This is a genomic window from Desulfobaculum sp. SPO524, from assembly GCF_044987625.1.
Lineage (GTDB): Bacteria > Desulfobacterota > Desulfovibrionia > Desulfovibrionales > Desulfovibrionaceae > Desulfobaculum.
Genome location: NZ_JBJDSB010000002.1, coordinates 537160 through 551286 on the forward strand (window position 1 = coordinate 537160; position 14127 = coordinate 551286).

Annotated in this window: 12 protein-coding genes; all 12 read left to right on the forward strand. The window is 65.0% G+C overall.

What is annotated here, in order from left to right; translation table 11 throughout:
• Position 1: 1 nt before the first annotated feature.
• The 12 genes from ACI3L3_RS08035 (at position 2) to ACI3L3_RS08090 (ending at position 14113) form a co-directional block, all read left to right on the forward strand.
• Complete coding sequence (locus ACI3L3_RS08035) at positions 2-1102, forward strand: NAD-dependent epimerase/dehydratase family protein (protein WP_404844591.1); 1101 nt, start codon at positions 2-4, stop codon at positions 1100-1102.
• Positions 1099-1878, forward strand: coding sequence for a GNAT family N-acetyltransferase (locus ACI3L3_RS08040; protein ID WP_404844592.1), 780 nt, complete (start codon positions 1099-1101; stop codon positions 1876-1878). The genes ACI3L3_RS08035 and ACI3L3_RS08040 overlap by 4 nt, the downstream gene beginning before the upstream one ends.
• The gene (locus ACI3L3_RS08045; RefSeq protein ID WP_404844593.1) at positions 1878-2921 is read left to right on the forward strand and encodes an N-acetylneuraminate synthase family protein; all 1044 of its coding nucleotides are present in this window, start codon (positions 1878-1880) and stop codon (positions 2919-2921) included. The genes ACI3L3_RS08040 and ACI3L3_RS08045 overlap by 1 nt, the downstream gene beginning before the upstream one ends.
• A 26-nt stretch (positions 2922-2947) precedes the next feature.
• Positions 2948-4777: an asparagine synthase (glutamine-hydrolyzing) gene (gene asnB, locus ACI3L3_RS08050; RefSeq protein WP_404844594.1), complete on the forward strand. Its 1830-nt coding sequence runs from the start codon at positions 2948-2950 to the stop codon at positions 4775-4777.
• The gene (locus ACI3L3_RS08055) at positions 4777-5898 is read left to right on the forward strand and encodes an N-acetyl sugar amidotransferase (protein ID WP_404844595.1); all 1122 of its coding nucleotides are present in this window, start codon (positions 4777-4779) and stop codon (positions 5896-5898) included. The genes asnB and ACI3L3_RS08055 overlap by 1 nt, the downstream gene beginning before the upstream one ends.
• On the forward strand, positions 5895-6281 hold the full coding sequence (locus ACI3L3_RS08060; protein ID WP_404844596.1) for a hypothetical protein: 387 nt from the start codon (positions 5895-5897) through the stop codon (positions 6279-6281). Before ACI3L3_RS08055 ends, ACI3L3_RS08060 begins: the two co-directional genes overlap by 4 nt.
• The gene (locus ACI3L3_RS08065) at positions 6268-7125 is read left to right on the forward strand and encodes a class I SAM-dependent methyltransferase (protein WP_404844597.1); all 858 of its coding nucleotides are present in this window, start codon (positions 6268-6270) and stop codon (positions 7123-7125) included. Before ACI3L3_RS08060 ends, ACI3L3_RS08065 begins: the two co-directional genes overlap by 14 nt.
• 146 nt (positions 7126-7271) lie before the next feature.
• Positions 7272-8372: a radical SAM/SPASM domain-containing protein gene (locus tag ACI3L3_RS08070; protein WP_404844598.1), complete on the forward strand. Its 1101-nt coding sequence runs from the start codon at positions 7272-7274 to the stop codon at positions 8370-8372.
• Positions 8369-9937 carry a hypothetical protein gene (locus ACI3L3_RS08075; protein WP_404844599.1) on the forward strand — a complete coding sequence of 523 codons (1569 nt, stop codon included), beginning with the start codon at positions 8369-8371 and terminating at the stop codon, positions 9935-9937. Before ACI3L3_RS08070 ends, ACI3L3_RS08075 begins: the two co-directional genes overlap by 4 nt.
• On the forward strand, positions 9934-10992 hold the full coding sequence (locus ACI3L3_RS08080; protein WP_404844600.1) for a radical SAM protein: 1059 nt from the start codon (positions 9934-9936) through the stop codon (positions 10990-10992). The genes ACI3L3_RS08075 and ACI3L3_RS08080 overlap by 4 nt, the downstream gene beginning before the upstream one ends.
• Positions 10992-12977, forward strand: coding sequence for a hypothetical protein (locus tag ACI3L3_RS08085; RefSeq protein ID WP_404844601.1), 1986 nt, complete (start codon positions 10992-10994; stop codon positions 12975-12977). Before ACI3L3_RS08080 ends, ACI3L3_RS08085 begins: the two co-directional genes overlap by 1 nt.
• Entirely contained in the window at positions 12974-14113 is a 1140-nt protein-coding gene (locus ACI3L3_RS08090) for a GDSL-type esterase/lipase family protein (RefSeq protein WP_404844602.1), read from the forward strand. Before ACI3L3_RS08085 ends, ACI3L3_RS08090 begins: the two co-directional genes overlap by 4 nt.
• Positions 14114-14127 lie beyond the last annotated feature (14 nt).

Here is a 14127-nt window from a genome sequence, read left to right on the forward strand (position 1 = left end):
CATGGCAGTCATCCCGATTCGTGGACGGCGCATTGCCCTTGTGGGCGGCGCGGGATTCATCGGACACAATTTGGCCCTGCGCCTGCGCGCGCTGGGGGCGGAGGTGTCCATCATTGACGGACTGATGGTGAACAACCTGCTGACGTTCGCCTCCGCCGGGCAGGATGTGGCCCACCGCGATATGTACCTGAGCATGCTCAATACACGCCTCGATCTGCTGCATCAGGCCGGAGTGCCGCTGTTTATTCAGGACTGCCGGGACTATAACGCCCTGTCCAAGCTCATCGACAGGATAGACCCGCACGTGGTGGTTCAGTTGGCCGCCGTGGCGCATGCCAACAAGTCCAACAAGGACCCCTTCAGCACCTTTGACCACAGCTTCCGCACCCTTGAAAATGCCCTCGACTGCGCGCGTGGGCGGGTGGAGCACTTCATCTACTTTTCCTCCAGCATGGTCTACGGCAACTTCCGCACCGGCATCGTCACGGAGGAGACGCCGTGCGAGCCTATTGGCATCTATGGCGCGCTGAAATTTGGCGGGGAGAAGCTGGTCATCGCCTACAATCAGGCCTTTGGCCTGCCGTATACCATCATCCGCCCCTCGGCCCTGTATGGCGAGCGGTGCGTCAGCCGCCGCGTGGGGCAGATATTCATCGAGAACGCCCTGCACGGTGAGGAAATCCGCGTGCTGGGCGACGGCTCGGACCGCCTTGATTTTACTTTCATCGACGACTTTGTCAGCGGCATGCTCTGCGTGCTGCAAAACGACAATTCCATCAACCAGATATTCAATCTCACCTACGGGGAATCGCGTTCGTTGGCGGACATGGCGTCCATCGTCGCCAAGCACTTTCCCGATGTGCGCGTGCGCTACGTGCCCAAGGACAAGCTCACCCCGGACCGGGGGACGCTGTCCGTGGACAAAGCGCGCGAGTATATCGGCTATCGGCCCGAGTGGCCGCTGGAGCGTGGTTTTGTGAAGTATCTGAACTGGTACAAGCAGACGTTTGGCCACGGCAATGGCAACGGCCATGGCAAGGCGGCGTCCGGAGCGGCGTCCGGAGCGGCATCCGGCGCGCGGGTGCGGGAGGTTCGGCAATGACGGTGCAGGATGATGTGCTTTGCGTGCCCGCCGATTTCATCCGGCGGGACGAGTGGTTGGAGCTGCGGCTGGCCCGCCCCTGTTTTGCCGTGGACGGATGCATTCTGTCCGGGCTGGACGCCATGCGCCTGCGCGAGGCGCTGGGGGAACTCTTGTGCGTGCACCGGGTGTTTGTGTCCACGCGCATCCTTGCCGATGCGGCGGGGACGGGGTGCGTCCTGCGGCACATGGGCTTCACGCCTGTGGTGACGGCGGTGAGCATGGAGCGGCCTTTGGACGAGCCTATGGAACGGACCGGGCCGCTGACCATCCGGCTGGCGCGCGCCAGCGATGAGGGGGCCGTGCGCCGCATTGCGCGGGAGAGCTTCCATTCCTCGCGCTTCCACCGCGATCCAATGATCCCGAAGCCCGTGGCGAATTCCATTAAGGAGGACTGGGCGCGCAATTTCTTCCTTGGGCAGCGCGGGGACGCCATGGTGGTGGCGGAAAATGCCGATGGCGAGGTTGCGGGTTTTGCTCTGTTCCTGTGCCGGGGGCAGGAGCTGGTGCTGGACCTCATCGCCGTGGATGACAGGCACCGGGGCTTTCGCGCCGGGGGCGACATGATGGCCTTTGCCAGCCGCGAGCTTGGGCGTTTTGCCATCATACGCACGGTAACGCAGGCCGAGAATATGCAGGCCATGGCGTGCTACCACCGCGCGGGGTTTGCCTCCGTCACAGTGGAGCGGATTTTTCACTATCACGGCGCGCAGGATGACCGCTGCGGGGAGTGCTGATGCATATAGGACGGCATAATACGGACCGCCGGGTTTTTATCGTGGCGGAGATTGGCAACTGCCACGAGGGCGATGCGGTCCTTGCGGAGGAGATGGTTTGGCGCGCGGCGGAAGCCGGCGCGGACGCCGTGAAGTTTCAGACCATTACCCCGGTGCGGCTGGTGTCCCCGCGTGAGCGTGAACGCGTGGCGCAGCTGGAGCGGTATCGTCTGTCGCTGGAGACGTTTCGGCATTTGGCGCAGGTGGCGGGCATGGCGGGGGTGGAGTTTTTGTCCACACCCTTTGACGTGGACGCCGTGGACTTTTTGGACGCGCTGGTTCCGGCGTTTAAGGTGGCCTCGGGCGACAATGCATTTCATCCGCTGCTTGCGGCGGTGGCGGCCACGGGCAAGCCCGTGCTCCTCTCCACAGGCCTTGTGGGGCTGGAGGACGTGCGGCGGAGCATAGCCTATCTGCGCCGACATGCTCCGGGCGGGGCACTGGATGTTGCGGCCCTGCACTGCGTCAGCGCGTACCCGACACCGCCGGAACAGGCCAATGTCGCCGCCATTCGCGAGCTTGGCCGCCTTGGCGTGGTGCCGGGCTATTCCGACCATACGCTGGGCATAGAGGCCGCAGTGCTGGCCGTGGCCTGCGGCGCGCGCATCGTGGAAAAGCACTTTACCATCGACAAAAAGCATTCCTCCTTCCGCGACCATGCCCTCGCCGCCGACCCGGAGGAGATGGCGCAGTTGGTGCGGCGCATCCGGCGGGCCGAGGCCATGTTAGGCACTGGTCGCAAACAGCCCGCCCCGTGCGAAGAGGGCGGCGGCGCGGCAATGACGCGCTCCTTGGTGGCGTCGCGCGATGTGCGGGTGGGGACGGTACTGACGCGGGAGCATATCGACTGGGTCCGCCCCGGCGGGGGCATTGCCTCGGGCGATGAGGATGCTGTGCTGGGCCGGGCGCTGACGCGGACCATCCGCCGCGGCGAAATGATTCTGCCGGAGGACGTGGCCCCGCGTGAGGACGCGCTGGCCGCATCCGAACCGGCGGCGGACTAACCGGCCCATGGCCGGGAGGACACATTATGTGCGGGATAGCGGGCTACTACGGACGGGCGGAGGTTGCGGACGGCGCGGTGCAGGCGTGCCTGCGCCGTATGCGCCACCGTGGTCCCGATGCCAGCGGCGTGTTTCGCCGTCAGCTTCCCGGCGGCATGAACGTCTGCCTGCTGCACTCGCGCCTTGCCATTATCGACCTTGATGAACGCGGCAATCAGCCCTTTGTGACGCCGCGCCACGCCCTGACCTTTAACGGCGAGGTCTACAACTATGTGGAGCGCCGCCGGGCCATGCAGGATGAGGGCGTTGCCTTTTATACCCGCACGGATACCGAGGTGCTGGCGCGCACCCTGGACAGGGAGGGCATAGGCGGGCTGGACGCGCTGGAAGGCATGTGGGCCTTTGCGGCGGTGGACCTTGCCACGGGCGCGCTCATCCTCTGCCGCGACAGATTTGGCGAAAAGCCGCTCTATATCCGGCGCGACGCCACGGGGCTGTATTTTGCCTCGGAGGTGAAGTTTTTGGAGGCGCTGTGCGGGCGGCGGTTCCCGGTGAATATGGCGCATGTGCGGCGCTTTCTCGTCAACGGCTATAAGTGCCTGTACAAAACGCCGCAGACGTTTTTCTCAGGCGTGGAGGAGCTTCCGGCGGCGCATGTGCTAACGCGCGGGGTGGACGGCGAGGAGCGGCGCATCCGGTACTGGACGCCCCGCGTTGCCCCGGATGACGCCATGACGCGGGACGAGGCCGTATGCGGCGCGCGCGAGGCACTTGCCGAGGCCGTGCGTCTGCGCCTGCGGGCGGACGTGCCCATCGCCTTTTGCATGAGCGGCGGGGTGGATTCCAGCTCGCTTATCGCGGTGGCGCGGCGGATGTTTGACCACGACGTGCACGGCTTCACCATCGTCAATACCGACGAGCGCTACGCGGAATGGGACGCGGTGGAGAAAAGCGTTGCGGACCTCGGCATACGGCATACGGCGCTGCCTTTGCGCACGGGGGGCTTTCTGGATGGACTGCGCCGCGCGGTGCGCCAGCACGACGCCCCGGTGTATACCGTTACGTATTACGCGCACTGGCTCCTCATGCAGGCGGTGGCGGAGAGCGGCTACCGCATTTCCGTGAGCGGCACGGGCGCGGATGAACTCTTCACGGGGTACTACGACCACCATGCGCTGTACCTGCACGACATTCACCACGATGCCGGGCTGTACGGCAGGGCGCGGGACAACTGGATGCGCCATGTGGCCCCGGTGGTGCGAAACCCCGTCCTGCAGGACCCGGACGTGTTTGTGAAGCGGCCGGGCGAGCGGCGGCATATTTACCTCGACGCGGACCGCTTTGCCTCCTATCTGCGTGCGCCCTTTGCGGAGCCGTTTACGGAGCGCGGCTACGGGGGCGGCCTGCTGCGCCGCCGCATGCAGAACGAGCTGTTTCATGAGGCCGTACCCGTCATCCTGCATGAGGACGACCTGAACGCCATGGCCTTTTCCGTAGAGAACCGGTCCCCGTTTTTGGACCGCGCGCTGTTTGAATTCTGCGGCCGCATCCCAACGCGCCACCTCATCCACGACGGCTACAACAAATCCGTCCTGCGCGAGGCCATGCGCGGCATTGTGCCGGACCATGTGCTGGATGACCGCCGCAAGGTGGGATTCAACGCGCCCGTCTTTGGCTTCCTTGATCGCTCCGACCCTGCCGCGCGCGCCGAGATACTGCGCGAGAGTCCGGTGTTTGATGTGGTGCGCCGCAGCGCGGTGCAGGACCTGTTGGACCGCGAAACATTGCCCAACTGCGACAGCAAGTTCCTGTTCAGTTTTTTGGGGGTGAAGATGTTCCTTGAGGAGTACGCCTGATGCGCTGGTGCTCGCGCTGTGTTTTGCCGGATACGCGTCCGGGCATTGTGCTGGACGATGCGGGCGTGTGCACGGCCTGCCGCACCCACGCCGCGCGTCCGCAGGTGGACTGGGGCGACAGGGCGCGGCGCTTTGCCGCCTTGTGCGACGAGGTCCGCGGCAGCGGTCCGGGCTACGACGTGCTCATCCCCGTCAGCGGCGGCAAGGATAGCCACTGGCAGGTGCTGACCTGTCTTGAGCATGGTTTGCGCCCGCTGTGCGTGACGTGGCGGCCACCGGGGCGCACGGCCCTTGGGCGGCGGAATCTGGAGAACCTCATCGCCCTTGGTGTGGACCACATGGATGTGTCCATCGCGCCGGATGTGGAGCGCCGCTTCACCCTTGCGGCCATGGAGCGCTTTGGGACGCCGGGGCTGCCCATGCATATGGCCATCTTCAACATTCCGCTGAACCTTGCCGTACGCCTGTCCATCCCCCTTGTGGTGTGGGGCGAGAATTCGGCCACGGAGTACGGTTCTGAGGACGGACGCCACATGGGCGTGCGCCTGACCTCTGGCTGGTTGGAGCGCTACGGCGTGATGCACGGCACCACGGCGGCGGATTGGGTGGGGGAGCGCGGCCTCACTGCGCGCGAACTGACGCCGTATACCGGCCCGGAACCGGACGCGCTGGAGGCCAGCGGCGTGCGTGCGGTCTTCCTTGGGTGGTTCTTTCCGTGGGACCCGCAGCGCATGCGCGATGTGGCGCAGGCGCACGGCTTCACCCCCCGCGAGGGCGGCGCGGCAACGGGACTGTACGACTATGCGGACGTGGACGATGCGTTCATCAGCGTCCACCATTGGCTGAAATGGTACAAGTTCGGCTTCACCAGAACCTTTGACAATCTGTCGCTGGAAATCCGAATCGGGCGCATAACGCGCGGGGACGCCGTAACCAGCATCCGCCAGCGCGGGGACGATACGCCGCGCGCGGACATCGCCGCCATGAGCGAGTTTTTGGGCATATCCACGGCGCGTTTTTATGACATGGCGGAGCGCTTCCGCAATCCGGACGTGTGGCAGTGGGACGGGGAGCGGTGGTGGATACCCGACTTTTTGGTGCCGCAATGGGAGTGGACATGAAAATACAGACCATAACGCCGCCACGGCAGTTTACAACCGGCCGCCGCAAGGATGTCCAGATGCGCGACTGCGCCCACATTCGCCTCGGGCCGGATGAGCAGGTGACGCTGCTGACCGGCGCGGGCGCGGAGTACGACGTGGCGCGCAAGTCGTGGGGCTTTTACGCCACGCCGTCCATCAATGGCCGCCTTGCTGGGTTTGGCCTGCGCGCGGCGCTTCTTCGGAGCACCATCGGGCGGTATTTTATCGTGCTTATCGAGGACGGGCACGAGGCCGAATACGCCGCGTACCTGCGCAGTGAGCACCTGACCGAGGTCTGCCGGCTTGATGAGGACGCGCTGGACGCCATAGCGAGCGGGGAGGCGGCCCATGAGTGTGAATAACGGCCTCACCTGCATCTGCGGGGGCAGTGACATGCGGCGCGAGCTGGCCTACGACGCGCCGCCGCAGGGCGAAACGCATTTTTCCCTCACGGGCGAATACCGCCGGGAGTATTGGCAGTGCCAGTACTGCGGGCACATGGCCGCGCGCCTGCGCATGAATCTGAGCGGGCTGTATCAGCACGACTATGTGGAGGCCACCTACGGCGGTATGGATGGCCTGCAGCGGTCCTTTGAGCGGGTGGTGAATTTGCCCCCGGAGCAGTCGGACAATGTGGGGCGGGTGTCGCGCATTATCACCTTTGCGGAGGGGCGCTACCGGGGCGGAGACCCGTCCGGCGCGGCCATGCGGCTGCTGGACGTTGGGTCCGGGCTGGCGGTGTTTCCCCACGCCATGCGTCAGCTTGGGTGGAACTGCACCGTGGTGGACGTGGATGAGCGGCTGACCACCCACGCGGCGCAGGTGGCCGGGGTGCAGGCCGTGTGCGGCGACTTTGCCACCATGAGCGGGCTGACGGGCTATGACGCCGTTACCTTTAATAAGGTGCTGGAGCATGTGGCGGACCCCGTCGGCATGTTGGCGGCGGCAGGGGGAAGCCTGGCCCCCGGCGGCTTTGTGTATGTGGAGGTGCCCGACGGCGTGGCCGCGCTGTTTGAAGGCCCGCACCGCGAGGAATTTTTTGTGGAGCATTTGCATGTGTTTTCGCCGGCGTCCGTGGCCATCCTTGCCGCGCGGGCTGGTTTTTCACCCCTTGCCGTGGAGCGCGTGCGTGAACCCAGCGGCAAGTTTACCCTGCGCGCGTTTTTGGAGCCGGACAGCATGGGCCCGCATTGGTGGGCGCTGTAGGCCTTGCTCCAACGCGCTGGAATGCTGGGTTTTGCCCCGCCGTGGCCGCATTTGTGCACACGGCATGAAGGATGATGTGGTTTTGACTGGATGATGGGCCGCCGCGCGAAGCGGGCGTGACGGCCACAGCAGACAGGGAGCGTACGGTGCCCCGAACCATCAACCCAAACATCACCTACGTTGGGTCCGCCCTCAGGCAGGCGCGCTACGCCATGAGCCAGCGCCACGCCATGCGGTACCTGATGCACCGGGCGCGGTGGTCGCTGCTGCCCCGGTGGCGGCGGGTTTCGGCCTTTCCGGAGCATGTGGACATTGAAACGGCCTCCGCATGCCAGATGGCCTGCCCTATGTGTTTTCAGACCGTGCGCGGCGATGTGCCACGCGGCGTCATGGACCCGGCGCTCTTTCGCCGCGTGATGGACGAGGTGGCGGCGCGCCGCCCGTACTCCATCCGCTTGTCATGGCGCGGGGAGTGCCTGTTGCATCCGCAGTTTGCGGAGCTTCTCGCCTACGCGCGGCGGAGGTTCTCCGGCAGCATATCCTTCCTGACTAACGCCCTTGCGCTGGATGATGCGCTGATGGAGCGCATTGTCGCCGCGCAGACGGACTATATTGTCATCTCCGCCGACGGCGTGGGCCGCACCTACGAGGCCGTGCGCCGCCCCGCGCGCTTTGACGACCTTGTGCGCAAGCTGGAGCGCCTGCGCGACATCCGCCGGGCGAATGGTTCGCGCTTTCCCCGCGTGCGCATCAACGCTGTGAGCACATGGCTTACTGCCGGGGAGCGGCGCGAGTTTGTGCAGACCTTCCAACCGCTGACCGACGCCATCCTCATTGGCGAGATGCTGTCCAACTTTGCCGAATACGCGCCGCCGCATGACCCGGATGCGTTTTGCGCCTCGCCATGGCAGCGGCTGCTGGTGGGGTGGGATGGCTCGGTGCATCCCTGCTGCTGTGATGTGGCGGGCAAGTACAGCCTTGGTAACGTGGCGGATGAGCCACTGGCGCAGATGTGGCGCGGCGAGCGGCTGACGGCGCTGCGGCGGGCCATTGCCAGCGGGCGGCGCCTCAGCATCCCCCTGTGCCGCGACACGGATTGCGGCGTGGATGAAAATGACAACGAGGCGTCGGAGGAGTTCATGGACCTGCTTCGCGCGCAGGTGATGCGCCAGCATGGGGCGGACAGTCCGCTCCTTGGATACCTGCGCGGCGCAGCGCGCCCCGGCGCGGGGGAGGAGGCGGCATGACATTCAAGATTGCGGCTCTTCTCAATAAGTCAGAGCGCGAAGGCCCCACCATGGACGCCATCCGCGCCCGCCTTGCCGAGTGCGCGCCGGACTGCGAACTGAAGACCTTCGTCGCCACGGACCCGGAATTTACGCATCAGGTGATGCGCTATCGCCCGCAGGTGCTGTTGTCCTATCCCTACACCGCGCGGACCTGTTCGGTGCGGTCCTATCTGTTTAAGCATATTTTGGGGTGCTTCAACGTGTGCCTGCGTACGGAAGGGCAGTTGGACTACCGCCACGGCAACAAGAACACATGGCTGGTGGGGCTGGAGCCATACGGGCCGGACTTTGTGGACTATGAGCTGTTCTGGAGCCGCCGCATTGCGCAGATGACCGGGGAGGAGCTGGTGCGTTGCGGCAAGCTGTCGTCCCCGGAGCGCATCCGCGTCTTTGGCTATCCGCCCTATGAGGTCTATTTCCGCCCTTGGGACGACGCCGAGGACACCATGCCCGCGGCCTACCGCGAGCGCATGGACGCGACCCCGCGCGAGCGGGTGGTGACCTTCATTACCAACTTTTGCTTTGCGGACTATTCGGCGGAGGACATTGTCCGCGCGGGGGATTTGGTGGACGCATCGGCCCCGGATGCGCAGCAGGAGGTGGTGGCGGGCATTAACGGCGCGCGGCGGTGCGCGGTGTTCCGCCAGAAGTGGATAGACAACATCCTGCGCACGGCCTACCGCAACCCGGACGCTCTGGTGGTGGTCAAAAGCCACCCCGTGGAGCACATCATCTTCGACCGCAAGCGCCACAATCCCTACAAGGAAGCCTTCTCGCGCCTGCCAAATATCCTCTACATCCGCGAGCCGGTGCGCATTGCGGACCTGCTGCGCCGCACGGGGCTGTTTTTCCACTACGGCTCCACCTGCCTTGCGGAAAGTTATCTGCTGGGCATCCCCTCGGTCTTCGTTACCAGCGAGGAACTCTACGGCGAGGGGAAGAATCCCACCAATCCGAATTTCTACTTCCACGACTCGGGCTGGGAGTCGTCCGTGCGTGCGGACATTGACGGTGTCTCCGCCCTTGTGGCCCGGCACCTGCGCGAGCCGCTGACCTTTACCATGCGCCCGCATATGCGCCGCGTTCTCTTGGATGTCTTTAATATCGACGCCGAGCATTTGCGCGGGGCCAAAGCCTATGAGCCGTCGCTGGAGATTGCCCGTTTCCTTGCCGGGTTGGCGCAGGATGCGCCGCAGGCGCTACGAGGCGATGACCCCTATGTGCTGAATGCCTTGGACAAGGGCGGGTTGTCCCTGCTGGACGCCATAATTGCTTCTGGCGTGGCGGCTCTGCAGGCCGGGAACCATGGCGCGGCGCTGCGGGAATTGAACGAGGCGCACGCGCTCTCGCGCCGGCTGGATGTGGACCTGCGCGACCTTGACCACCTGCGCGTTATCTGCATGAGCCATTTGGGCATGGTCCAGCAGGCGCAGCGCATCGTAGACGCTATGGAAGACTCGGCGGAGGGCAAGCGCCTGTCCGCGCGCATTGCCATGCCACCATCACAAGGAGGACCGTCATGACCCACCTTGCCTACAGCCACCTTGAGCCGACCGACCAGGTGCGCCTGATTGCCTATAAGGATTTGGACGCCGTGTTCCGGCGGCATTTTGGCGAGGCATACGACGCCTACCGCCACGCTTGGTACGCCGCGCAGGATGGCGACCGCATCCCTGAGTTTCCCCTCAGCCTCGACTTTGAGACCAACAACTTTTGCAACCTGCGCTGCCGCATGTGCCTGTTTTCCACCAATCTGCACCCGGACGCCAAGCGCCAGAAGGGCTTTTTGGGCATAGACCTGTTCCGCAAGCTGGTGGACGAGGGCGCAGAACACGGCCTGCCTGCCATGACCTTTGGCTTTGAGAGCGAGTCCCTGCTCAACCCGGCCCTTGCGGATATGGTGGCCTATGCCCGCAGGCGCGGGGTGATGGACATCCGCGTTGGCACTAACGGCATGCTGCTGGATGCGGAGATGTCCAAGCGGCTTATTGGGGCCGGGCTGACGCGGCTGGAGGTCTCCGTGGATGCCGTGAGTCCGGGCACGTATGCCGAGGTGCGTCGCGGCGGCAACTACCACCGCCTGATGCGCAATATTTTCACCTTCCTTGAGGAGCGCGACAAGGTCGGCTCGGATTTCCCCCTGTTGCGGGTGAGCTTTTTGAAGCTGGACGCCAACCGCGATGAGCTTCCGGACTTTATCAACTACTGGCGTTACGTGGCGGACTATTTTTCCATCCAGAACTTGCTGGACTACGAAATCATGGAAGAGCGCCACGGCATGAGCGTGCCGCCCGCCGAGGCCCCGCAGGACTTCCGCTGTGCCAAAATCAATCAGCGCATGTACGTACGCTACAACGGGCAAGCCCTGCCGTGCGGCTACGTCTTTGGCTGGGACGGCCTGCGCCTTGGCGACCTGACGGCCATGAGCGCGCACGATGCGTGGAACTCCCCGAAATTCCGCGACCTGCGCCGTATGCATATGCGCCGCAGGTACATGGACAACCCCTACTGCCTGCGCTGCGTGTCGCATACCACCACGGGCGGGCTGGAAGTGGAACGGGAGCTGGAGGGCACCTGATGATTCAGCCATACCGGATATGGTTCATTGGCGACTCGTCAGCCTCGGGCATTGGCCTTGGGCGCGAGGTCTTCCCCCGTCGCGTGGCCACGCTGGCCGCCGAAGGGGGGCATGGACCGGTGCGGGCTGTGAATTGTGCGGTGCCGGGCTTTACCAGTACGGACGCCGCCGCGTTGGTGCGCGACATTGCCGGAACGGGCGGGCTTGGCGCGGGGAGTGCTGTTGTTTTGTACCTTGGCAACAACGAGCAGGCGGCCTCGCGCTACAAGGGGCGCTATAGCGGGCTGACGCGCTGGCGGCGGGCGCTCAAGTCCTTGATGCCAGAAACGAACGGTGGCGGCGTGGTGCGCTGGGGGCGCGGCGGCCTGCACTTTGAGCCGGACCCGGCGGAAGCGGCCACGGCCAACACCGTGGAGGATTTTTTGTTCAACATGCGGCAGGTGCTGAAGGTGGTGCATCTTGCCGGAGGGCGCGCCGTCGTTGTTGTCCCTAGCGCCAACAAGCGCTTTCCCCACGGGGTGGGCCTGCCCAATGCCCCGTGGTTCAAGGCCGCGCACAGCACGGACCGCATATCGGACTTTATCCGCCAGTGGTACGACCCGGACGGCGGCGTTGTGGGCGGGCTGTATCGGGGGATTCTTGCCCTTGAGAAAGGACGCTATGGGTTGGCGCAGGAGTTTTGCGTGGAGGCGGCAAGGGCGGACGCGCCTGCCGTGCGCGCGGCGGCGGCAAACAACGCGGCAGTGGCCCTTGCCGGGCTTGGCCGCGTGGATGAAGCCCGGCGCACCCTGGAGCGCGCGGCGGTGGAGCATCCTCTCTACGCGCCCATTTATCTGGACAACGTGGCGCGCATTCTGCGCGTGCAGGGGCGGGATGGCGGCGCGGATGAGGCAGACCGGGCGGCCTTTCATGCGGATACGTCGCTGTACCGCGTCAAGGACGAGGGGCGCGAGGCACTGAAGTTGGCCGCACAGGAGAGCGGGGCGGCCATCGTGGATGTGGACGCGTTGGCTGGCGGCGGGGGCTTTGTGGACTATTGCCACCCCACGCCGGACCTGCACGGTCGCATTGCCGGCGCCGTTATGGAGGCGCTTTGCGACGACCTGCCACGGGCGGGCGGAGAGTGCGGGTATGAACGTTGGCTGGTCAGCCCGGACGCCTTTTCCGGGCGGTGCGGCTCCCTGCTGGACTACTACCAGATTGACCGGGGCGAGGCCGACCCCGAGGGCGTGTTCTGCACCTTTATGGAGACCTCGCGCGTGGACGTGCCGGAGGAGGACTTCTTGGCCGAGGCCATTATCGGCTTTACCCGCAGCGCCTTGGAGCATCCGCTGTTCGGGTTTGGCGAGGACCTTATGGCCATGCCGCCGCAGTATTGGTTCGAGATGTTGAGCTTTCCGGAGTTTCACACCTATCGCATCCTTGCCGTGTATTTGGACATGTTGGAGCGCGCAGGAGAGGGCGGCATGCTTGCAGAGTATCCGGGCTTTGACTTTTCTGCCGCGGCCTACCGGGACCTTGTGCTCATGAAGCGCAAGCGGCCGCTTCAGCGCCCGGTGTCCACCTCGCCGGCGTATGCGGCGCGGCTGGTGCAGAGTCTGCGCCGCTACCTGCGCGACAGGGCGCGGTTCGCCATTGACCCGGAGGCCCGCCGGCGCACCGTTATCTACTGGTACACGCGGGAATCGTTCCGCTACGGCACGCAGTCGCGCACTAGCATGCTGTTTGATGTGTGGAGCTATGAGCGCGCCATGGAGGCGCTTCTCGCCGCGTGCGCCATCTGGCGCGCGGCGGACGAGGGGGCGTTGTTTGAGGCCGGACGGCGGCAGGCGCGGCTGCTGGCGGAGCATGTGATCGGGCTGGTGGCCGCACTGGACGAGGGCACCCCGGCGCGGGATGTGGACGCCGTGTCCGCGCGGTTTTTGGCGGAGTTCGACGTTGGCCTTGGTCAACTGGTCTGCACGGCAAAGCGGGAGGCCTCATGAGCGTTCTTACCGGCCTCTTGTGGGCTTGCGGCGGCCTTGCGGGCGCGGAGGTTGCCGCGCGCGTCTGCTGGCGCACTCTTGTTCCGCGCCGCAAGCGTCTGTTCCTTGATTATCTGCTGACGGGCAAGGCGGCGCTCGCGTCCGCGCAGGACGTGGAGCTGTCGCGCCCTTCGCTCATGCGGTACCGGGGGCATCCGTTTACGGCGTTTGAGCCGGACCCGGACTTTGTGACGCCAGAGGGGCGGCGCTTGCACAATTCCAGTTCCTTCCGCGACGCGCACGAGTTTACGCCGGAGTATGTGGAGTCCTTTGACCTGCGCGTGTACCTCGCTGGCGGGAGCACCGTCTACGATACCTGTGTGGATGACGACACAGACACCTTTGCCGTGCTGCTGGAGGAGGAATTGGCCGCGCTGACGGGCCTGCGGGTGAAGGTCTTCAACGCCGGGGTGGGCAATTTTACCACCTTTCAATCCGCAGTGCGCCTTGCGGCGTGGGTGGATACTCTGCGTCCGCATGTGACGGTGGTGTATCAGGGCATCAACGACATTACGCCCTTTTTGTATACGGACGCCGCGCCGGAGGGCATCCGTCCGGACTATGCGCATTCCCTGCGGCCCCTGTGCACGGCGGAGGTGCGCGCCCGCCTGCCCCGGTGCGCGCGGTGGTCGCATTTGGCGCGCCTTGCCGCGTCGTTGGCGGTACCGGCGGAGGAGTTCAATATCCGCTTCCACACCCTTGGCGGCGGGCACAAGGTGCACCACATCGGCGGGGATACGGACTTTGCCGTGCGCCACATCGCCCGGCGCATCGATTATGACATCATCCGCAGCCATTTTGAGAACATCATCGCCCTGACGCGTTTTCGGCGCATCCCCACGGTGCTGATGACCGAGCGCCTTGCCGAAGGGGACGACTGGTATCGCCCGTTCCTTACGCGCATCAACGCCATTGTTCGGGAGCTGGAGCGCCACGAGGGGTGCTCCGTCCTCGACTTTGACCGCGACTTTCCAAACGATCCGGAATTCTTCGCCGACGCCATGCACTTTTCCAAAAGCGGGAACGCCTGCCGCGCGCGGTATGTGGGCAGGCATCTCGCGGAAACACTCGGCTACCTCAAGGAGGCCGCATCATGAAGAAACTGTGGACC

Bases quoted from the DNA above. Each gene is read 5' to 3' on its own strand.
- ACI3L3_RS08035 (WP_404844591.1), top strand. From the start codon at position 2: ATGGCAGTCATCCCGATTCGTGGACGGCGCATTGCCCTTGTGGGCGGC.
- ACI3L3_RS08040 (WP_404844592.1), top strand. From the start codon at position 1,099: ATGACGGTGCAGGATGATGTGCTTTGCGTGCCCGCCGATTTCATCCGG.
- ACI3L3_RS08045 (WP_404844593.1), top strand. From the start codon at position 1,878: ATGCATATAGGACGGCATAATACGGACCGCCGGGTTTTTATCGTGGCG.
- asnB (WP_404844594.1), top strand. From the start codon at position 2,948: ATGTGCGGGATAGCGGGCTACTACGGACGGGCGGAGGTTGCGGACGGC.
- ACI3L3_RS08055 (WP_404844595.1), top strand. From the start codon at position 4,777: ATGCGCTGGTGCTCGCGCTGTGTTTTGCCGGATACGCGTCCGGGCATT.
- ACI3L3_RS08060 (WP_404844596.1), top strand. From the start codon at position 5,895: ATGAAAATACAGACCATAACGCCGCCACGGCAGTTTACAACCGGCCGC.
- ACI3L3_RS08065 (WP_404844597.1), top strand. From the start codon at position 6,268: ATGAGTGTGAATAACGGCCTCACCTGCATCTGCGGGGGCAGTGACATG.
- ACI3L3_RS08075 (WP_404844599.1), top strand. From the start codon at position 8,369: ATGACATTCAAGATTGCGGCTCTTCTCAATAAGTCAGAGCGCGAAGGC.
- ACI3L3_RS08080 (WP_404844600.1), top strand. From the start codon at position 9,934: ATGACCCACCTTGCCTACAGCCACCTTGAGCCGACCGACCAGGTGCGC.
- ACI3L3_RS08085 (WP_404844601.1), top strand. From the start codon at position 10,992: ATGATTCAGCCATACCGGATATGGTTCATTGGCGACTCGTCAGCCTCG.
- ACI3L3_RS08090 (WP_404844602.1), top strand. From the start codon at position 12,974: ATGAGCGTTCTTACCGGCCTCTTGTGGGCTTGCGGCGGCCTTGCGGGC.